This window comes from Arthrobacter sp. UCD-GKA, from assembly GCF_001863355.1.
GTDB lineage: Bacteria > Actinomycetota > Actinomycetes > Actinomycetales > Micrococcaceae > Paeniglutamicibacter.
In genome coordinates this window covers 43809-63440 of the sequence record NZ_MOLR01000009.1, presented here as the reverse complement: position 1 = coordinate 63440, position 19632 = coordinate 43809, and the positions used below count along the sequence as shown (strand labels likewise).

General features: G+C 67.2%; 22 protein-coding genes. 18 read left to right on the top strand and 4 right to left on the bottom strand.

The annotated features are described in order from the left end of the window. The first annotated feature begins 373 nt into the window (after positions 1–373). Positions 374–1945, top strand: a complete 1572-nt coding sequence (gene hflX, locus BLJ79_RS16275) for a GTPase HflX (protein WP_071215821.1) — start codon at positions 374–376, stop codon at positions 1943–1945. Next, the gene (locus tag BLJ79_RS16270; RefSeq protein WP_071215820.1) at positions 1938–3944 is read left to right on the top strand and encodes an ATP-dependent DNA helicase; all 2007 of its coding nucleotides are present in this window, start codon (positions 1938–1940) and stop codon (positions 3942–3944) included. The genes hflX and BLJ79_RS16270 overlap by 8 nt, the downstream gene beginning before the upstream one ends. Before the next feature lie 92 nt (positions 3945–4036). Here the strand turns inward: BLJ79_RS16270 and lexA are convergent, their stop codons facing one another. Then, positions 4037–4756, bottom strand: coding sequence for a transcriptional repressor LexA (lexA, locus tag BLJ79_RS16265; RefSeq protein ID WP_071215819.1), 720 nt, complete (start codon positions 4754–4756; stop codon positions 4037–4039). Between the two features lie 284 nt (positions 4757–5040). Here lexA and BLJ79_RS16260 point away from each other — a divergent pair, with 284 nt between their 5' ends. From BLJ79_RS16260 to BLJ79_RS16225, 9 genes are all read left to right on the top strand, one after another. After that, positions 5041–5442: a LysM peptidoglycan-binding domain-containing protein gene (locus BLJ79_RS16260; RefSeq protein WP_083411380.1), complete on the top strand. Its 402-nt coding sequence runs from the start codon at positions 5041–5043 to the stop codon at positions 5440–5442. A 117-nt stretch (positions 5443–5559) separates the two neighbouring features. Next, the gene (locus BLJ79_RS16255; RefSeq protein WP_071215818.1) at positions 5560–6681 is read left to right on the top strand and encodes a histidinol-phosphate transaminase; all 1122 of its coding nucleotides are present in this window, start codon (positions 5560–5562) and stop codon (positions 6679–6681) included. Positions 6682–6796: 115 nt separating this feature from the next. Then, a complete protein-coding gene (hisB, locus tag BLJ79_RS16250; protein ID WP_071215817.1) occupies positions 6797–7417 on the top strand; it encodes an imidazoleglycerol-phosphate dehydratase HisB in 621 nt (206 codons plus the stop codon). After that, positions 7418–8053 (top strand): imidazole glycerol phosphate synthase subunit HisH, encoded by a 636-nt coding sequence (gene hisH, locus BLJ79_RS16245; RefSeq protein ID WP_071215816.1) that lies wholly within the window; start codon positions 7418–7420, stop codon positions 8051–8053. Positions 8054–8056: 3 nt separating this feature from the next. After that, a complete protein-coding gene (locus BLJ79_RS23410; protein ID WP_175475508.1) occupies positions 8057–8215 on the top strand; it encodes a CG2302 family histidine operon protein in 159 nt (52 codons plus the stop codon). 69 nt (positions 8216–8284) lie between these two features. Next, entirely contained in the window at positions 8285–9028 is a 744-nt protein-coding gene (gene priA / locus BLJ79_RS16240) for a bifunctional 1-(5-phosphoribosyl)-5-((5-phosphoribosylamino)methylideneamino)imidazole-4-carboxamide isomerase/phosphoribosylanthranilate isomerase PriA (protein ID WP_071215815.1), read from the top strand. 147 nt (positions 9029–9175) lie between these two features. Beyond that, positions 9176–9991 carry an aminoglycoside 3'-phosphotransferase gene (locus BLJ79_RS16235; protein ID WP_071215814.1) on the top strand — a complete coding sequence of 272 codons (816 nt, stop codon included), beginning with the start codon at positions 9176–9178 and terminating at the stop codon, positions 9989–9991. 160 nt (positions 9992–10151) lie between these two features. After that, the gene (locus BLJ79_RS16230; protein ID WP_071215813.1) at positions 10152–11066 is read left to right on the top strand and encodes an SseB family protein; all 915 of its coding nucleotides are present in this window, start codon (positions 10152–10154) and stop codon (positions 11064–11066) included. After that, positions 11063–12406 carry an MFS transporter gene (locus tag BLJ79_RS16225; protein WP_071215812.1) on the top strand — a complete coding sequence of 448 codons (1344 nt, stop codon included), beginning with the start codon at positions 11063–11065 and terminating at the stop codon, positions 12404–12406. The genes BLJ79_RS16230 and BLJ79_RS16225 overlap by 4 nt, the downstream gene beginning before the upstream one ends. 169 nt (positions 12407–12575) lie before the next feature. Here the strand turns inward: BLJ79_RS16225 and BLJ79_RS16220 are convergent, their stop codons facing one another. Further along, a complete protein-coding gene (locus tag BLJ79_RS16220; RefSeq protein WP_071215811.1) occupies positions 12576–12941 on the bottom strand; it encodes a DUF1844 domain-containing protein in 366 nt (121 codons plus the stop codon). 328 nt (positions 12942–13269) lie between these two features. On the opposite strand from BLJ79_RS16220, the gene infC reads away from it, so the two are divergent. The 7 genes from infC to BLJ79_RS16185 all read left to right on the top strand — a co-directional run bounded on the left by infC (position 13270) and on the right by BLJ79_RS16185 (position 18479). Beyond that, positions 13270–14256 (top strand): translation initiation factor IF-3, encoded by a 987-nt coding sequence (gene infC, locus BLJ79_RS16215; protein ID WP_071215810.1) that lies wholly within the window; start codon positions 13270–13272, stop codon positions 14254–14256. A 123-nt stretch (positions 14257–14379) separates the two neighbouring features. Further along, on the top strand, positions 14380–14574 hold the full coding sequence (gene rpmI / locus BLJ79_RS16210; RefSeq protein WP_007272446.1) for a 50S ribosomal protein L35: 195 nt from the start codon (positions 14380–14382) through the stop codon (positions 14572–14574). Positions 14575–14680: 106 nt separating this feature from the next. Next, entirely contained in the window at positions 14681–15316 is a 636-nt protein-coding gene (gene rplT, locus BLJ79_RS16205) for a 50S ribosomal protein L20, sunset domain variant (protein WP_071215809.1), read from the top strand. Positions 15317–15401: 85 nt separating this feature from the next. Beyond that, positions 15402–16310 (top strand): TrmH family RNA methyltransferase, encoded by a 909-nt coding sequence (locus BLJ79_RS16200; RefSeq protein ID WP_071215808.1) that lies wholly within the window; start codon positions 15402–15404, stop codon positions 16308–16310. A gap of 152 nt (positions 16311–16462) precedes the next feature. Beyond that, complete coding sequence (locus BLJ79_RS16195; protein ID WP_071215807.1) at positions 16463–17410, top strand: cation diffusion facilitator family transporter; 948 nt, start codon at positions 16463–16465, stop codon at positions 17408–17410. 5 nt (positions 17411–17415) lie between these two features. After that, positions 17416–17850, top strand: a complete 435-nt coding sequence (locus BLJ79_RS16190) for a (deoxy)nucleoside triphosphate pyrophosphohydrolase (protein WP_071215806.1) — start codon at positions 17416–17418, stop codon at positions 17848–17850. Beyond that, positions 17847–18479 carry a pyroglutamyl-peptidase I gene (locus BLJ79_RS16185; RefSeq protein WP_071215805.1) on the top strand — a complete coding sequence of 211 codons (633 nt, stop codon included), beginning with the start codon at positions 17847–17849 and terminating at the stop codon, positions 18477–18479. The genes BLJ79_RS16190 and BLJ79_RS16185 overlap by 4 nt, the downstream gene beginning before the upstream one ends. Here BLJ79_RS16185 and BLJ79_RS16180 read toward each other — a convergent pair. Continuing rightward, positions 18476–19129, bottom strand: coding sequence for an SIMPL domain-containing protein (locus tag BLJ79_RS16180; RefSeq protein ID WP_071215804.1), 654 nt, complete (start codon positions 19127–19129; stop codon positions 18476–18478). The two genes, BLJ79_RS16185 and BLJ79_RS16180, sit on opposite strands and share 4 nt — an antisense overlap. After that, positions 19126–19629 (bottom strand): eCIS core domain-containing protein, encoded by a 504-nt coding sequence (locus BLJ79_RS16175; protein ID WP_071215803.1) that lies wholly within the window; start codon positions 19627–19629, stop codon positions 19126–19128. Before BLJ79_RS16175 ends, BLJ79_RS16180 begins: the two co-directional genes overlap by 4 nt. Positions 19630–19632: the final 3 nt, after the last annotated feature.

Here is a 19632-nt window from a genome sequence, read left to right as displayed (position 1 = left end):
CATGGGAAGTCGATCAGCCCGGACCGTTCGGCGGAGCGCCCGAAAGTCATTTCACGACATCCAGCCCAAGAAAACACGCCTCGTTTTCGTCGCGGCCCCGGGAACCCACCCAAGTCGCACCGGATGAACCATGGCCGCAGGTGCCCCGCAGCAACACCGGAACCACCACCCCCCACCACAGCAACCCGGGAACCGCGCCTCGCGCAGCGGCCCGGTCCCAGCATCCAAGGCAAACCGTTGGCACACGGTGCCCGTCCAAGGAGCCACCATGCATACGTCAAACAATCGCCACACCCAAGAGAACCAATCCACGCACGAAGGCGCTTCTGTCGGTGCGGGGCACTATTCTGGAATACAGCAAGCAAAGGGGAACATGACCAATCCACAGCCTTCCGGCCCGCAGGACAGCGACATGGACGAGGCCCAGCTCCAAGCCGCCATCGAACGCATCCTTGCCAGCGACGCCGCCACAGCCAGCAAGAGCACGCACTTCGGTGCCCCGGAGGACGAGAACATCCTCGCCGGACGCGCCCAGGCACTGAGCAAGCACACCGGCGAGCACACTTCGTTCGACGGCGACCAGGAAGAACTCGACGCACGCCGCGGCCTGCGCCGGGCGGCAAGCCTGTCCACCGAGCTCGAGGACGTCACCGAGGTCGAAAACCGGCAGCTGCGCCTTGAACGCGTGGTCCTGGCCGGCATCTGGAACGAAGGCACCGCGGAGGACGCGGAGAATTCCCTGCGGGAGCTGGCCGCCCTGGCCGAGACCGCGGGCTCCGAGGTGCTCGACGGCATGGTCCAGCGCCGCGCAAAACCCGACGCCGCCACCTACCTCGGTTCGGGCAAGGCCGTGGAGCTGCGTGAAATCGTCGCGGCAACCGGGGCGGACACCGTCATCATCGACTCCGAACTCGCGCCCTCCCAGCGACGCGCCCTCGAGGACGTCGTCAAGGTCAAGGTCATCGACCGCACCGCGCTGATCCTGGACATCTTCGCGCAGCACGCCAAGAGCCACGAGGGCCGCGCCCAGGTGGAACTGGCCCAGCTCGAATACCTGCTGCCGCGCCTGCGCGGCTGGGGCGAATCGATGTCCCGCCAGGCCGGTGGCCGGGTCGGCACCGCCGGCGGCGGCATCGGCTCCCGCGGCCCCGGCGAAACCAAGATCGAATTGGACCGCCGCCGCATTCGCGACCGCATGGCCAAGCTCCGCAAGGAAATCAAGGGGATGCTCCCGGCCCGCGAGGCCAAGCGCGCCAACCGCAAGCGCAACGCCGTGCCCTCGGTGGCCATCGCCGGCTACACCAACGCCGGGAAGTCCTCGCTACTCAACCGGCTCACCCATGCCGGCGTGCTGGTCGAAAACGCACTGTTCGCGACGCTGGATCCCACGGTCCGCCAGGCCGAAACCAGCGACGGACTGACCTACACGCTGGTGGACACCGTCGGCTTCGTGAAGTCGCTGCCCACCCAGCTGGTCGAGGCCTTCCGCTCCACGCTGGAGGAAGTGGCCGACGCCAACCTGATCCTGCACGTGGTTGACGCCGCGCACCCGGATCCCGAAGGGCAGATCCAGGCGGTGCGCGAGGTGTTCAACGATGTGGACGCGCGCGGCATCCCGGAGATCATCGTGCTGAACAAGGCGGATGTGGCAGACCCGTTCGTGGTCGAACGCCTGCGCCAGCGCGAACCGAACCACGTCATCGTCTCGGCACGCACCGGCGAGGGCATCGATGAACTGCTCGCAAAAATCAGCGCGGCAATTCCCCGCCCCGATGTCCAACTAGAATTGATGATTCCCTATGATCGAGGCGACGTGGTCAACAAGCTCCACGGCGCCGAGGCCGAGATCCTGGCCGTCGAACACACCGAAACGGGAACCCGCATGATGGTCAAGGTCCGCGAAAGCATGGCCGCAGAAGTGGAGCAATTTAGTATTCATGGCTGAGGAATCAGATGTCATCGCCCTATTGGACGCTGCGGTGTCCACGATGGGCGGACAAAACCGGCCGGGCCAACATGAAATGACCCGCCAGGTCGTGCGGGCCATGGAAACCGGCGAGCACCTGCTGGTGCAGGCGGGAACCGGCACCGGCAAATCCATGGCCTACCTGGTCCCCGCGCTGGCCCATGCACTGGATTCGGAAAAGCCGGTGGTGATTTCCACCGCAACCCTGGCGCTCCAGGCCCAGATCGTCGGCCGGGACGTCCCGCGCCTGCTGTCCTCGCTGAAGGACAAGCTGCCGCGCGAGATGGACGTGGCGCTGGTCAAGGGACGCTCCAACTACGTGTGCCAGTACAAGCTCGGCGGCGGCTACCCGGATGACGACGAGGGCGCCCTGTTCTCGATGGATTCCGGCACCCCCGCACTGGGCGGTTCCGCGGACGGGCCCGGCTCCGTGCTGGGCAAGGAAGTGGTGCGGCTGCGGCAGTGGGCCGAGCAGACCGACACCGGGGACCGCGACGACCTGGCCCCGGGCGTCAGCGACAAGGCCTGGCGACAGGTCTCGGTCAGCGCGATGGACTGCCTGGGATCCCAAAAATGCCCCATGGCCTCCGAATGCTTCAGCGAACTGGCCCGCGCCCGCGCGGCCACCGCGGATGTCGTGATCACCAACCACGCGATGCTGGCCGTCTCGGCGTTCGAGGGACTGGCCGTGCTGCCGGACTTCGACACCGTCATCATCGACGAGGCCCACGAGCTGCAGGACCGCGTGACCTCCTCGGTGACCCGGCCCCTGTCGGTGGCCATGGTCCAGACCGCTGCCTCGGCGGCGCGCAAGCACTGCTCGGTGAGCGTGGATTCGCTGAACCAGGGGGCCAAGGCGCTGCAGCGCGCCCTGGAGGGCGTCCCCACCGGGCTGATGGCCCGCGGATTGAACGAGGACCAGCAGGCGGCGATCAACCAGATCGCCGAGGCCGCACGCGTGGTCCTGTCCGATTCAAAGCCCGAGGCCAACGCCCCCGCCGACGGCGGGCGCCAGATGGCCCGCTCGCAGGTCATGTACCTGGTGGAGCAGTGCAGCAAGATGCTTGAAATGACTGAGGAGCGCGAGGTCATCTGGGCCTCGCGTCCCGGGCACTTCAGCCCGGGGGAGGGCTACGTCCAACCCGACGAGTCAAGCCAGCCGACCCTGAACGTCGCCCCGCTCTCGGTCGCGGGCAAGCTGCGCGAGGGGCTCTTCGACGGGCGCACGGTGATCCTCACCAGTGCAACCCTGGCCATCGGGGCGGCCTTCGAGCCCGTGGCGGGCACCCTGGGCCTCGTGGGCGAGGGGGCGCCGACCTGGAACGGCGTGGACGTGGGAAGCCCCTTCGACTATCCCAAGCAAGGCATCCTGTACGTCGCCAAGCACCTGCCCAAGCCCGGGCGCCAGATGTCCCAGGAAACCCTGTCCGAGATCGAGGACCTGATCAAGGCCTCCGGCGGTGGGGCGCTGGCGCTGTTCACCTCGCGCCGTGCCGCGGAAGAAGCGGCGGAGATCCTGCGGGCACGCCTGGACATCCCGATCCTGTGTCAGGGCGAGTCCAGCATGAAGGCCCTGGTGGACCAGTTTTCCGCCGAACCCGACACCTGCCTCTTTGGCACGATGACGCTCTGGCAGGGCGTGGATGTGCCGGGCAACGCCTGCCGGCTGGTCATCATCGACAAGATCCCGTTCCCGCGGCCCGACGACCCGCTGTCCTCGGCCCGCAGCCGCGACGTGGCCAAGCACGGCGGCAACGGCTTCATGGCCGTGGCCGCGAGCCACGCCGCGGTGCGGCTCGCGCAGGGCGCCGGTCGACTGATCCGTTCGGTCAACGACAAGGGCGTGGTGGCCGTGCTGGATTCGCGCCTGGCCACCGAGCGCTACGGCACGTTCCTGCGTGCCTCGCTGCCGCCCCTGTGGGCCACGCCCGACAAGGCGACGGTGATTTCCGCACTCGAGCGCCTGAGCGAAGGCTAGGACGTCCTGTCCCGTGGGTTCACGGGAAACACGTGAGGACCGGTCATTTGACCGGTCCTCACGTGTTTGCGGGGGATGAATGTTGGTGCGGCCTAGACCGAACGCATGACCGATACGACCTTGCCCATGACGGTTGCGGCGTCACCGAGGATGGGTTCGTAGCGGGAGTTCTGCGGCAGCAGCCAGGTGTGCCCGTCACGCTGCCGGAAGGTCTTCACCGTGGCTTCGTCCTCGAGCAGTGCCGCGACGATGTCGCCGTTGTTTGCGGTCTGCTGGCGTCGCACGACCACCCAGTCGCCGTCGCAAATGGCGGCGTCGATCATCGAGTCTCCGCTGACCTTCAGCATGAAGAGCTCGCCGTGTCCCACCAGTTGGCGCGGCAGGGCGAAGACGTCCTCGACCGCCTGGTCGGCCAGGATAGGTCCGCCGGCGGCAATGCGCCCCACCAGGGGAACCATGGCGGTGTCCGCGGAGGTGGTCAGCTCCGAGACGCTCATCCCGTTGGCTGCCCTCAGATCCGACTGGCCCTCCACCACTTCGAGCTTGCTCTCGCTCTTGAGCTGCAGGGGAAGCAGGATCTCCATGGCCCGCGGACGGCGCGGGTCGCGGCGGATGTAGCCGAGCTTCTCGAGCTGGCTCAGCTGGTGGGTCACGCTTGAGAGGCTGGCCAATCCCACGGCGTCCCCGATTTCCCGCATCGATGGCGGGTAGCCATTGGTGCTCACGGAGCGCTGGATGGTCTCAAGAACCTTCTTCTGACGGATGGTCAGGCTCTTCGCGTCGCGTCGAGGGGTTCGTTGTTCGGTCGTCATTGTCAATGCCTCATCCCGATCGTCGCCGGTTGCCCGCGCGTGCCGCAAATTGTCGGTGGGAACTGATGTAGTCAATACATCGCTCCACTACCCCCATCTTAGTAGACAAAGACACTACTTTCAAAGATTTGTTCGAACAGATCTGGACACGTGTCGTCCAAAGGTGCTAGAAATAAGATGCGCACTACGAACACACGTTCGAAAGATGCGTTCGAATAACCGTCATCTGTTCGAATGGGCCACCGGGTCCGTACGGCAAATGAATACAGAGGAAAGGCAACGACATGGCAAACACTGCTTTCTCGGCCCCGCTCCACCTTGTAACGTCCGACTACACCCCGGCACCGCAATCCGCACTGGCCTCGCGGCCCGAGCTGGCGCCACTGCGGCTCACTCGCCGCGGAAAATTCGTGCTGATTGCACTGCCCATCTTCCTGGTCAGCGCGGCGGTGCTCATGCTCCTGGGCCTGTTCCAGTCCCCGGCCAATGCCTCGGTCGACACCCCGCTGGGCGTCGAAGCGGTCACCGTCACCGTCATCGAGGGCGACACGTTGTGGGGGATCGCCAGGGAGTTCGCCCCGCAGCTCGAGCCCCGCGAAGCCGTTCGGCAGATCGGCGACCTGAACAACCTCAACAGCTCCGTGCTGCATCCCGGGGCGGAAATTTTCGTCCCCACCGGAAGCTAGGGCCAGAGCCCTCCGGGCGCGCCGCTCGATGCCGCGCCCCACCATTGCTAACCGTTTATTACCCCTGGCACCGGTGAAGATTCCAAGGTCACCGCGCCGCCGCCGTAGACTTGAGCCGTGAATGAACGGCTAAATCGCCTGGCAAATCTGCCCCTGCGAGAGAATCTTCAAGGTCTTGAACCTTACGGCGCACCCCAAATCGACGTACCCATCCAGTTGAACGTCAACGAAAACACCCATCCGCTTCCCCCGGAAGTGCATCGCGCCATCGTCGAAGAAGTCTCAGCAGCAGCCATGGGACTGAACCGCTACCCGGACCGCGAGTTCACCGAATTGCGCGAACGTCTCGCCGCCTACCTGGGCCACGGCCTGGAAGCCGACAACGTTTGGGCAGCCAACGGCTCCAACGAGGTTCTCCAACAGGTCATGCAGGCCTTCGGCGGACCCGGGCGCACGGTGATGGGTTTCCCTCCCACCTACTCGATGTACCCGTTGCTGGCCTCCGGGACCGACACCGCCTACCTGGCCGGTGTCCGCTCGGCGGACTACGGGCTCTCGGCCATCGACGCCGCGGCACAGGTCCGTGAGGCGGCGCCGAACATTATCTTGCTCTGCTCGCCGAACAACCCGACCGGCACCGCGCTGGGCCTGGATGTCGTCGAAGCGGTCTACGAAGCCGGCGCGGCAAGCAACGCCATCGTGATCGTTGACGAGGCGTACGCGGAATTCGCCCACAACGGAACCCCGTCGGCGCTGTCCCTGCTGCCGGGACGCGAGCGGCTCATCGTTTCACGGACCATGTCCAAGGCGTTCGCCCTGGCCGGCGCCCGCCTGGGCTACCTGGCCGCGGCTCCGGAAGTCACCGACGCGATCCGCCTGGTCCGCCTGCCGTACCACCTTTCGGCAGTCACCCAGGCCACCGCCAATGCCGCGCTGAAGCACGTCGATGCCCTGCTGGCCAACGTTGAGGACATCAAGATCCAGCGTGACAGGATCGTCAACGAGCTCACCCGCATGGGCCTGCACCCTGCCTCCAGCGACTCCAACTTCGTGTTCTTCGGCGGGATCAAGGACACCAAGGCCATCTGGAACGGGCTGCTTGAGGCCGGGGTCATCATCCGCGACGTCGGGATTCCGGGCCACCTGCGGGTCACCGCGGGCACCGAAGCGGAAACCACCGCGTTCCTTGTCCGCCTCGAGGAACTGCTCGATCAGGGTCCTCACACGCTCTCACGCTAAACTTGGGGCAGGCGGCAATGGTGCCGGAGGACGGGCCTTGGCCCTTCCTCCGATCATGCATCGATGTCCCGCCGCCCCACATCCTCGTCTCACCGCCTGATCTAAAGGAATGTGCATGTCTGCCGAAAAACTCACGGGTCGTCGCGCTCGCCTCGAACGCATCACCAGCGAGTCCTCCGTCTTTGTCGAACTCGATCTGGACGGCACCGGCCGCTCCGAAATCAGCACCGGGGTACCGTTCTACGACCACATGCTGACGGCACTGTCGAAGCATTCGCTCATCGACCTGACCGTGCGGGCCACCGGAGACATCGAGATCGACGTGCACCACACCGTCGAGGACACCGCGATCACCATCGGCGAGGTGCTGCGCACCGCGCTGGGCAACAAGGCAGGCATCCGCCGCTTCGGCACCGCCTACGCCCCGCTGGACGAGGCCCTGGCCCGCGCCGTGGTCGACATCTCCGGGCGCCCCTACCTGGTCCACGGCGGCGAGCCGGCCGGCCAGGAATACCACCTGATCGGCGGGCACTTCACCGGGTCGATGACCCGCCACGTGTTCGAATCGCTGACCTTCCACGCACAGATCTGCGCCCACATCGAGGTGCTCTCGGGCCGCGACCCGCACCACATCGTCGAGGCCCAGTTCAAGGCCTTGGCCCGCGCCCTGCGCGAAGCCGTGGAAATCGACCCCCGCATCGGCGACGCCATCCCCTCCACCAAGGGCGCGCTGTAGATGGCGGCCAAGACCGTCACCGTCCTGGACTACGGATCGGGCAACGTCCGCTCCGCCGTCCGGGCACTTGAGGCTGCCGGCGCGCAGGTCAAGCTCTCGGCCAAGCCCGAGGACATCCTCGAGGCCGACGGGCTGTTCGTTCCCGGCGTGGGCGCGTTTGCCGCGGTCATGCAGGCACTCAAGGACGTCGGAGCGATCCGCTGGATCGGACGCCGGATCGCCGGCGGACGGCCGGTGCTCGGCGTCTGCGTCGGACACCAGGTCTTCTTCGACGAGGGCGTGGAACACGGGACCCGCACCCCGGGGCTGGGCGAATGGCCCGGCACCGTGGAGCTGCTCAAGGCCCCGGTCATCCCGCACATGGGCTGGAACACCGTCACCCCTCCGGCCGGCAGCAAGCTGTTCGCCGGGATCGAAAACGAGCGCTTCTACTTCGTGCACTCCTACGCGGTGCAGGAATGGAACTTCGAGGTCGCCCAGCCCAAGATGACCCCTCCGCAGGTCACCTGGGCCGAACACGGGGTCCCCTTCATCGCCGGCATCGAAAACGGGCCGCTGTGCGCCCTGCAGTTCCACCCGGAGAAATCCGGGGACGCCGGGGCAAGGTTGCTGCGCAACTGGTTGGAGACCCTGTAGTCCATGCTCATCTGGTCAATCGTGCTCATGGGCGTCGCCGGCATCCTCGCCGGCGGAGCGCTCTCCCTGCGCCAGCAACGCGCCCACATCTCCTGGATCATCGCCGTCTGGGCACTGGCCGGGGTTTCGCTCTTCGCCGCCTACCGCCTCACCCTGCTTTAACCCACGGCCCACCCGCCGGCACCGCACCCCTGCCCCGGCACCGGCCGACACCCAACCTAAGGATCGATCATGTCCGAGAACCCAAACAACATCCTTGAGCTGCTGCCCGCCGTCGACGTGGTGAACGGCCAGGCCGTGCGCCTGGTCCAGGGCGAGGCCGGCTCCGAGACCAGCTACGGCGACCCGCTCGAAAACGCCCTGGCCTGGCAGGAAGCCGGCGCCGAATGGGTGCACCTGGTGGACCTGGATGCGGCCTTCGACCGCGGCGCCAACACCGAGCTGCTGGGCCGCATTGCCAGGGAGCTGACCATCAAGGTCGAGCTCTCCGGCGGAATCCGCGACGACGAATCCCTCGAGCGCGCCCTCGAATTCGGTGCCACTCGCGTGAACCTGGGCACTGCGGCCCTGGAAAACCCGGAATGGACCGCCCGGGCCATCGCTCGCCACGGCGAGGCGATCGCCGTTGGCCTGGACGTGCGCGGCACCGTGCTGTCGGGCCGCGGCTGGACCAAGGAAGGCGGCGACATCTGGGAGGTGCTCGCCCGCCTCGAAGACGCCGGCTGCGCCCGCTACGTGGTCACCGACGTCACCAAGGACGGAACGCTGCGCGGACCGAACGTGGAACTGCTGGCCGAGATGTGCAAGCGCACTTCCAAGCCGGTCATCGCCTCCGGCGGCATCTCCAGCCTCGAGGACCTGCGCGTGCTGCGCGAACTGGTCCCGGCCGGCGTCGAGGGCGCCATCGTGGGCAAGGCCCTGTACGCTGGCAAGTTCACCATGGCCGAGGCCCTGGACGTGGCGGGCCGCCGCTAGGTCCCTGGCTCGGGCCCGATGGCCCGGCATACGGCGTCGACAAAGGAAAAGGGTGCAGTCCGTCGGACTTCACCCTTTTCCCGTCCCCGCCGGTGCGCCGCCGGACTCGGGTCGCGAAACAGGGCAGGGAACGGGCATGCTGGGAGGATGAATCCGCGACCTCCCCTTGCCTTCGTCCCCGCCGAGACCGGGACCGTGCCCGCCGCCGTCTCCCGGATGGCCGGGGGCCAAGACATCGAGGCGGTCTGGATCAACCAGGCCGGTGGAACGACCTTCAGGATCGGGACGGGAACCCCCACCGACCGCTACCTCAAGTACGCACCGAAGGGCACCGGGGATACTGACTTCGCCACGGAAGCCGCGAGGCTGGAATGGGCCGCCCGTCACGCGCGGGTGCCGGAAGTGCTCGCGGTCGGCAGCGACGAGTCGGGAAGCTGGCTGCTCACCGCCGCACTGCCGGGCGAATCGGCAGTGTCCGCGCAGTGGATGCGCCGCCCCGAGCTTGCCGCCCGCGCCCTGGGTGCCGGGCTGCGTGCGCTCCACGACGCCCTGCCCGTCCGGGACTGCCCCTTCGAATGGTCGGTGGCCGACCGCCTGCAGGCCTTCGAGCAGCGCATTGCGGCGGGCCAGGGACCGGAAAACTGGAGCCCCGAATACTCGCACCTGTCCATCCCCGGGGCCCGGGAGCTGCTGTCCGCTCCTCCGCTGCCCCTGGACCTGGTGGTGTGCCACGGGGATGCCTGCGCACCGAACACGCTGCTGGATGGGCATGGAAACTTCGCCGCCCACGTGGATCTGGGCGAGCTGGGTGTGGCCGACCGCTGGGCCGACCTTGCCGTCGCGGCGTGGAGCACCGTCTGGAACTACGGACCCGGGTACGAGGTGCACGTGTATTCCGGCTACGGGATCGAACCGGATGCGACACGCATCGAGTACTACAAAATGCTCTGGGACCTGGGCTAGGCCAGGCCCCGCAGCCGCCCTCCGGCCGTGCGTGGGCGAGCTTCGCCACATGGCCGCCACCATCCACCGTCGGGGATTTGCCGCGGCACGTGGGCAGCAGGGCGGTGGGCCGCGAATCGGCGGATCGGCCCCTGACGTGGGTGCAAGATAGCATGTGCATATGAGCGCGAATTCTCCTTCTTCCCCTTCCGGCCAGGGTGCCGAACGACACCTGCCCGGGCACATCGCCGCGGCCCTGTTGCGTGCCGGCGGCGCCGTCGATTCGGCGGGGCAAAGCTGGGAAGGCCGGGACCTGACCGGCGCGGGCAACCCGCTGCACAACTTCGACAACGACAACGGCCTGGTCGACCCGAAACTCGAGGCCGCCTTGGCCGCCCTGGTCGCGGGAACCGGCAGCGAGCAGCAGGTCCACGCAGCCCTGGCCGAGGCCCGGATCTACATCGCCGTGGTGGCCCAGCTGGCCGAGGGAGGCCTGGGGGAGCACGGCTTCACCGAGGACAAGGAAGCGGACATGGCGCTGGTCACGCTCACCGCCCCCGACGGACGCAAGGCCCTGCCCGTTTTCAGCAGCGTCGACAACCTCCAGGCCTGGCATGCCGAGGCACGCCCCGTTGCCGTCTACGCCCCGCGGGCCGCGCTCTCGGCGGTTTCCGAGGATGCCCAGATGCTGGTCCTGGATCCCGGCGCGGAGTTCACCTTCGTGCTGCGCCGCCCGGGCATGTGGGCACTGGCCCAGCAACGGGCGTGGATCCCCAGCTACCTCAACGAAGACCTTGCCGCGGTCGTTTCCGAGCAGGCAACCAGCGAGGATTCGCTGGCCTCGATCCACATGGCACCGGGCCAGGGCGTGGGCACGCGCACGGCCTCGGGCAGCTCGGTTCCCGGCGGGGGACCGGGCCCGGAATTGCGCCTAGAATTCACCTTCCACCCGGGCATCGACGAGGCCGGGGCACGCGAATGCGTCTCACGGATCCACGCGCGGCTGGCCGCAAACCAGGAATTCGCCGAAGGCGTCGACTCGCTCGAGGTGGCCCTCAAGGCGGCGCCGGCAACGGCACCGGACCCCGGCGCATGAAATTCGGTCGCTACGGCCAACTGCTGAAGCAACCCGGGGTCGGTGCCCTGCTGCTGATCGGCATGGTCGCACGGCTCCCGCACGCCGCGGTGGGCATGCTCCTGCTGCTGCACCTGGTCAACGAACTGGAGCAGGACTGGGGATCGGCCGGACTGGTCGTCGCGCTGATGACCATCGGCATCGCCCTGGGTGCGCCCTGGCGCGGGCACGTCGTTGACATGTACGGGCTGCGCCGGGCCCTGATCCCCTCGGTCATCGCCGAGGTCGTGATCTGGAGCATCGTCCCTCAGGTTTCCTTCATGTGGGTGCTGCCGCTGGTGTTCATCGGCGGACTCTTCTCGCTGCCGGTCTTCTCCGTGGTGCGCACCGCGCTGGGCGTGATGACCACCGGGGAGACCCGGCGCTCGGCATTCGCGCTGGACGCCATGGCCACCGAGCTGGTTTTCATCGTCGGCCCTGCGGGGGCCGGCATCGTGGCAACCTCGCTGGACACCACCGTCGGGATGATCGGCATCGGGATCGCTTCCTCCGCCTCCGGGCTCGCACTGATGCTGCTGAACCCGCCCACGCGCTCCGGCCAGCCCGGCGCCGTCGCGCTCAAGGCCAACCCGCACGAGGAACGCCTCGGGGCCGAGGCCTCGCTGATCGCCGCCGGGCCCGGCGGCCTGGCCGACGTCGAGGGGGAGCTGATCCTGGCCGGCGCGAAGTCGGCCAAGGCCCGGATTGCCGCGCGCGGACGTGGTTTCCGGAACAGGTTCGGCTGGGTCAGCGCCTCGGTCGTCGCGGTGTTCATCGCGGCCTCCGGAGCCGGACTGGTGCTCTCGGGCACCGAAGTCGGCATCCTGTCGCTCTTGGACGAGAACGGCAGCGAGGGCCAGCTGGGCATCGTGTTCCTGTTCTGGTGCGGCGCCTCGCTGGTGGGCGGCTTGGTGTACGGCAGCCTGAACCGGCGCATCTCCCCGATCGTGCTGCTGCTGGCCATGGCCGTGCTGACCGTTCCCATGGCCTTTGCCACCGACACCTGGACCCTGGCACTGCTGTCCATCGCCCCCGGCATGCTCTGCGCCCCGGTGCTGTCGGCGGCCTCGGAATGGCTGACCGACCTGGTGGCGGAAAAACGCCGCGGCGAGGCCATGGGCTGGTACGGCTCGGCGCTGACCGGCGGCACCGCGCTGGGTTCCCCGATCACCGGGGCGACGGTGGACGGCTTCGGCGCCAACGCCGGATTCATCATGGTCGGTTTCCTCGGGGCGGTCATCTGCGCCGTGGCACTCGTGGCCCAGCAGGTCCGGCGCGCCCGCGCCCGTGGCCGGGCAAGGGTGCTGGTGCCGGAGAGCTAGGGCCAAGCCAGGACCACAAAAAATCCCCCGCCGGACAACCGGTGGGGGATTTTGTGCCTTGTGGCCGAGCCGGGGCAGGAAGATCGAAGTTGCTCGAAGCCCCGGTGTGGTAAATCTCTCGGCCGCTAACGGTCCGTGGGTCGAAGTGTTACCTGGATTTCGGGGGGTGTTAGTTCACCGGGCCGGTGAGCTTTTCGCCCGGGCCCTTGCCCGGCTCGTCGGGGAACGCGGAGGCCTCGCGGAAGGCCAGCTGCAGCGAACGCAGGCCGTCGCGCAACGGTCCGGCGTGCTGGGAACCGATTTCCGGGGCTGCGGAAGTGACCAGGCCGGCCAGTGCGGTGATGAGCTTGCGGGCCTCGTCGAGGTCCTTGAGCTCTTCGGCGTCGTGGCCCTCGGCCAGGCCGCATTTAACCGCGGCGGCGCTCATGAGGTGCACGGCGGCGGTGGTGATGATTTCAACGGCTGCCACCTCGGCAATGTCGCGAATCTCGTTGGTGGCGTTGTTGGAGTCCGGATTGGTTTCAGGAGTACTCATACTGCTAAGCTTTCCATAGACCGACTGAATCCGTGCATTTGGGTGCGTCCTCCACTTCGGTGGATGCGACCGAAAGCGCCTGGGTTCAGTATGCAAGTGGAGGCCACTCCCACCCGCAGCAGCCGAATCAGGCGGCCGGGTAAGTTCGGTACCGATTGATCCCGCGGGATTCGTCGGTTGGATGATTTTTCATCGATCGAATTCGAGGCCTTCGCCTGCACCTGCAGCCGAAGGCCTTTCCTTTTGTTGCGGTGGCCTGAAACTACGAACTACTCAGGAGCAACACATTAGCGATCCACGCATTAATGATCGAATCCGCGTCCCAGAGGTGCGGCTTGTCGGGCCTGCCGGTGAACAGGTTGGCATTGTCCGTATTGAGGATGCTCTTCGTCTTGCCATCGAGTCCGACCTTGATCTCGTGGAGGTGGCACCCACTGCCAAGCCTCCCGTGTGCAAGCTGATGGACTTCGGGAAGTACAAGTACGAGGCCGCCGTCAAGGCACGCGAAACGCGCAAGAACCAGACGAACACCGTGCTGAAGGAAGTCCGCTTCCGACTGAAGATCGACACGCACGACTACGAAACCAAGGTCGGGCACGCACTGCGCTTCCTCGGCGCCGGTGACAAGGTCAAGGCCATGATCCAGTTCCGCGGCCGTGAACAGCAGCGTCCGGAAATGGGCATCCGCCTGTTGAACAAGTTTGCCGAGGCCGTTGCCGAAGTCGGCGCGGTCGAGTCGAGCCCCCGCATCGATGGCCGCAACATGGTCATGGTTGTTGGACCGCTGAAGAACAAGGCCGAAGCCAAGGCCGAAGCCCGTCGCCTGGAACAGCGTGACGCGGACAAGGCCAAGGCAGCGAACCCCAAGGCGAAGATGGACACCTCGGAGCCCCAGGGCGACATCGGCGGTTCGGTTGCCGATGTCATCGAGTCGGACATCATGGAAAAGCTTGCCAAGGTACGTGCGGAAGCAGCAGCCGAAGAGGCCGCCGCCAAGCTCGCACCCAAGGCCGCCCCGGTCAAGGCAGCCCCGGCAGTGGCCAAGGCCCCTGTCAAGGCGGCCCCGGTGCGCGATGCGTCCAGCCGTCCGGCAGCCAGCAAGGCTCCGGTTCGTCCGGCAGCCAGCAGGCCGACCACCGCACCGGCACCGGCCACCGCTCCGGCACCGGCCGCCAAGCCGGTCGTTGCAGCCAAGCCGGTTGCAGCACCGAAGCCGATGGCCGTTCCCAAGCCAATGGCCATGGCTCCAAAGCCTGCGGGCAAGCCGGGTCCCAAGCCCGCAACCCGCGCCGCCAAGCCCGGGACGACCAAGTAAGGTCGTCCCGAGCAGGGCACGCTCGCAAGAGCAACACCAGAACCACGGATTCCCCCAAACGCGGGAGTTCGCAAGATCCCCGGCCCGACAGGTCCCCGGGAGCAAGTAAGGAGAACGGCGGATATGCCGAAGTTCAAGACCCATAGTGGCGCCAAGAAGCGCTTCAAGCTCACCGGTAGCGGCAAGATCATGCGCCAGCAGGCCAACCGCCGTCACTACCTGGAGCACAAGTCCTCCCGCATCACCCGTCGCCTGGCATCTGACCAGCTGGTCGCCAAGGCGGACGTCAAGACCATCAAGCGGATGCTCGGTATCTAACTCCCGTCCGTCTTGGGATTCCGATCCTGGATTCCCGACCACATAAAGATTTTTCGCCAGACCGCCACGATGCGGCTGGGCGAGACAGAAACAAAGGAGTACACACGTGGCACGTGTGAAGCGGGCAGTAAACGCCCATAAGAAGCGTCGCGTTATTCTTGAGCGCGCCAAGGGCTACCGCGGTCAGCGTTCGCGCCTGTACCGCAAGGCCAAGGAGCAGCTGCTCCACTCGTTCGTCTACAGCTTCGGCCACCGCCGCAAGCGCAAGGGTGACTTCCGTCGCCTGTGGATCCAGCGCATCAACGCTGCATCCCGCGCCAACGGCCTGACCTACAACCGCCTGATCCAGGGCCTGAAGGCCGCTGAGGTCGAGGTTGACCGCCGCATGCTCGCCGAGCTGGCCGTGTCGGATGCCAACGCATTCGCCACCCTGGTTGCCGTTGCCAAGAACGCCCTCCCGGCCGATGTCAACGCCCCGAAGGTCGCCGCCGCAGCCGTTGCTGCTCCGGTTGCCAAGAAGGCCGCTGCCAAGAAGGCTGCCGCTCCGGCCGCCGAAGCTGCAGAGGCTCCGGCCGGCTTCGTCATCAAGGGCAACGCCCAGTCGAACAAGTACCACGTTCCGGGCTCGACCTGGTACGACCAGACCGTTGCCGAAGTTTGGTTCGAGACCATCGAATCCGCCAAGGCAGCCGGCTTCGAGCCAGCAGGCGGCGAATCCCGCCAGCAGATCAAGGACGCCTAGTCCTTGAGCTTCTAAGCTCTTGTCCAAAGGGACGGAATCGCTAGCGATTCCGTCCCTTTGGCGTATCCCCGGTAAAGTCGTTCTCATGAATCTTGCCGGAGACAACGAACTGACAATGACCAACGTCCGTGCCGAAAAGGTTCGCGAGGTGGCCCGACTGGCCACCCGCACCGGACGCGCCCGCAGCGGAGAGTTCCTGGCCGAGGGCCCGCAGGCCGTCCGGGAGGCCCTGCGCCTGCATCTTGAGAACGCCGAACATGGCCGGGCCGAGGTGGTCCGCGCGGTCTACGCAACCGAGGACTGCCTGGACAAGCACCCCGAACTCGAGGTCATGTCTAACAAGGCCGAGCGCGTGCACACCCGCTTGGTCAACCAGGAAGTCCTCGCGGCGATGGCCGACACCGTGACCCCGCAGGGCATCGTGGCCGTGTGCGTCATCCCCGAAACCAGCCTGCAGGACGTGGCTGCCACCAAGCCGCGCCTGGTGGCGGTGCTGACCCGCGTGCAGGACCCGGGCAACGCCGGAACCATCATCCGTGCAGCCGACGCCGCGGGCGCCGATGCCGTGGTGCTCACCAGCGGCAGCGTGGACATATACAACCCCAAGGCCGTGCGCTCCACCGTCGGCTCCATCTTCCACCTGCCCATCATCACCAACGCCGATTTCGGTGCGACCATGGCCGCATTCAAGGGCCAGGGCTCCACCATCCTGGCCGCCGACGGCTACGGGGCGGCGGACCTGGATGCCCTCCAGGACGCCAGCGCCGCACGTCGGGGAGGCAGCACCGAACCTGCCCCGGAGGGCCAGCCGGTGCTGGAGGATCCCACCGTGTGGGTCTTCGGCAACGAGGGCCAGGGCCTGGACGAGACCGAGCTGGCCGGAGCGGACCACCGGGTGGCGGTGCCGCTGTACGGGATCGCCGAATCGCTGAACGTGGGAACGGCCGCCACCATGTGCCTGTACGCCTCCGCGCGCGCCCAGCGCCGCGGCTGAGCCCACCCCGCCACGGGCAAAGCCGTGGCATAGGATGGGGCACGAATGTCGAAACACCATGTCAAGGCCTCCTGCCTGCCGACGGCCGGAGCTGCCGGACGGAACCTCATGCGGGAACATGGAACATACGAACCATAGAGAGTAGGGACGCCATGGCAGCATCGGGCGGATCCAAAGCGGTGGTCGCCGCACTGGCGGCCAACCTGACCATTGCGCTGTTCAAGTTTGTGGCGTGGGCCGTGACGGCCTCATCCTCAATGCTCGCCGAAGCCATCCACTCGGTGGCCGACTCGGGCAACCAGATCCTCCTGCTCGTCGGCGGGAAGAAGGCCCGGAAGGAAGCGGACCAGGAACACCCCTTCGGCTACGGCCGGGAACGCTACGTCTACTCCTTCATCGTCTCCATCGTGCTGTTCAGTGTCGGCGGCCTGTTCGCCCTCTATGAGGCGTGGCAGAAATTCAAGGACCCGCATGGCATCGAAGGAAAGTGGTGGTGGGTGCCACTGGCGGTGCTGATCGGCGCGATCATTGCCGAGGGATTCTCCTTCCGCACCGCGATCAAGGAATCCAACCTGGTGCGCGGCAAGCAGTCCTGGGCCAAGTTCGTGCGGACCGCCAAGGCGCCGGAATTGCCGGTGATCCTGCTCGAGGACTTCGGGGCGCTCATCGGCCTGGTCCTGGCGCTGTGCGGCGTCAGCCTCACCCTGGTGACCGGAAACGGCGTCTTCGACGCCGCGGGCACCGCCTGCATCGGCCTGCTCCTGGTCGCCATCGCCATCGTGCTGGCGGTGGAAACCAAGTCCCTGCTGCTGGGCGAGTCGGCAACCGCCGAGCACGTGAAACTGATCGCCTCGGCCATCACCGCCGAGGGCGCGCGCCTGATCCACCTCAAGACCCTGCACCTGGGGCCCGAGGAAATCCTGGTCGCGGCGAAGGTCTCCGTGCCCGCCAACGCCACCGGGGCACAGATTGCCGCCGCGATCGACGGGGCCGAATCACGGATCCGCGCCGCGGTGGAACACAAGTGCGTGATCTACATCGAGCCGGACATCCTGATCTCCACCGATACCGTGCCCGAGACGGCTGCGGGGAAGGGCTAGATTCCATGGCTTACAAGCAAATAGTCGCAGCCGCGATCCTGGATTCGCTCAGTGCCCCGAGCAAACTGCTTGCCGCCCGGCGCACCTCCCCGCCGATGCTGGCCGGGTTGTGGGAATTTCCCGGCGGCAAGCTTGAACCGGGGGAGAGCTGCGAAGCCGGGGTCCGGCGCGAACTGGCCGAGGAACTCGGTGTCCGGGTGGTTCTGGGCAGCGAGGTGTTCGGGCCCGTTCCCGAGGGCTGGGTGCTGAACGAGACCGCGGCGATGCGCGTGTGGTTCGCCGAGATCTCCGACGGAACCCCGGACACCCTCGAGGACCACGACCAACTGGCCTGGGTCGACCTGGACGTGGACGCCCTGGAGGCCCTGGACTGGATCCCGGCGGACCTGCCAATCGTGCACGCGGTGCTCGCCGACACGCTGGCCGGAGCCACGCGGTGATCCTGCTGACCGGATTCGAGCCGTTCGGGGGAGAGGACTTCAACCCATCCTTCGCCGTTGCCCGGCAAGCCGCGCACATCCTGGGCGCACAGGGACTCCAGGTGCACGCCGCGGAACTTCCCTGCGCCTTCGCCACCGCGCCGGCCGTGCTCGACCACCTGCTCGAGTCGCACCGGCCGAGCGTGGTGATCAGCCTGGGGCTGGCTGCCGGGAGAACCACCATGGGCCTGGAAAAGGTCGCCATCAACCACATCGACGCCCGGATCGCGGACAACGCCGGGGACCAGCCCATCGACCGGCCGGTGGTGGCGGGGGCTCCGGCTGCCTACTTTGCCACCCTTCCGCTGAAGGCCGCCCTGCAGGCATTGCGGGAACCGGGCCCCGGACGGGACGCCATCGAGGTGAACATCTCGTATTCCGCCGGGAGCTTTGTCTGCAACCAGGTGTTCTACGCGCTGATGCACCGCACCATCGGGGTGCCGGGCATCCACGCAGGCTTCATCCACGTCCCATGGATGGAAGCCACCCACCCCGGCCTCCAAGAGATGGCCACGGCGGTGGCCGCCGTGGCCCGATTGGCACTGGACAACGCGGCAGAGCCGCTGCTCAGCGCGGGCACCGAGTACTAGGCCCCGGTCCCGGGTCTTCCGGCCGACAGCAACTCCCAGGTCACCTCGAGTGCCACCGAAAGATCCCGCCGTCCGGCCATCACCGGCATCGAGGACGCCGTCATGGCGACGGACTTGGCCCGCTGCAGTGGCAGTGCCGGCTCGTGGGCCGATTCGCGCACCTGCAGCGCGGCCCCGAGCCGGGCCCCGGCCAGTCCGGACAGCTGTTCGGCCTTGGCGCGGGCATCGGCGAAGGCCAGCTCGCGAGCCGTTTCCAGGGCGCTTGCCGGATCGGAGACCTCCGCACGCAGGGAGTGGATCCGCAGCGCGTCCCCTCCGGCACCGACAGCGGCGGAGAGCACCGTGGCCACCGCATCCACTGCCAGGTTCGTGGCCTCGATGGTGGTTTCGGCATCGTAGCCCAGAAGCACGGCTTCCTCGTTGCGCCAGGTGGTGCGCGCCGTCAGCGTGATCCCCGTGGTCGAGAGCTCCGCCGCCGGGTCCGCGGACGCCACCGCGGCAATGACCGCGCCGGCGGCGGCCGAGGCCAGCGCGAAGGCCTCGGCAGCCTGTGCATGGTGCGAGGTGACGGACAGGGAGATGGCCATGATGTCGGGCACGGCCGGGGCGGATGCGGTTCCCGTGACGGTAATCGAGGGTGCGGTTTTCATGCGGGGGTTCCTCCTGTGGATCCGCCCGAGGCCGTGTCCGGGCCCGTTCCCCGGATCCTGCGCAGCTTTGCGGCGAGCACGGGGGCCAGCTTGCGCACCGGGGCCTCGCGGTACCCGCCCGCCCGCAGGCCCGCGGCGCGTTCGAAGATGTTCCGTGAGGCCGGATCCGAGGTGCGCAACCAGGAGTATCCGGCCGCCGCGAAGTACAGCGGAAGGAACGGCAGCCCCAGGCACAGGGCGTATTGGGTGCTGTGCGTTTCCTCATGCGCCAGCAACCGGGGGTCCGGGTCCGGTCCGGATCGCGGGGTGCGGAAGAAGACCACGTTGCCCACCGTGAACGCCCCGGCCCGGGGCCATGCGGGTGTGTATTGCCTGGCATGGAGGATTCCGCGTTCACCGCGTGCGACGGGGCAGCGGGAAGCCAATGCCAGCGCCAATCCGCTGATCGTGCTGAGGTTCAGCCAGTTGGCCACCTCGCGTGTGCGTTCCCAGGTGTTCATGCT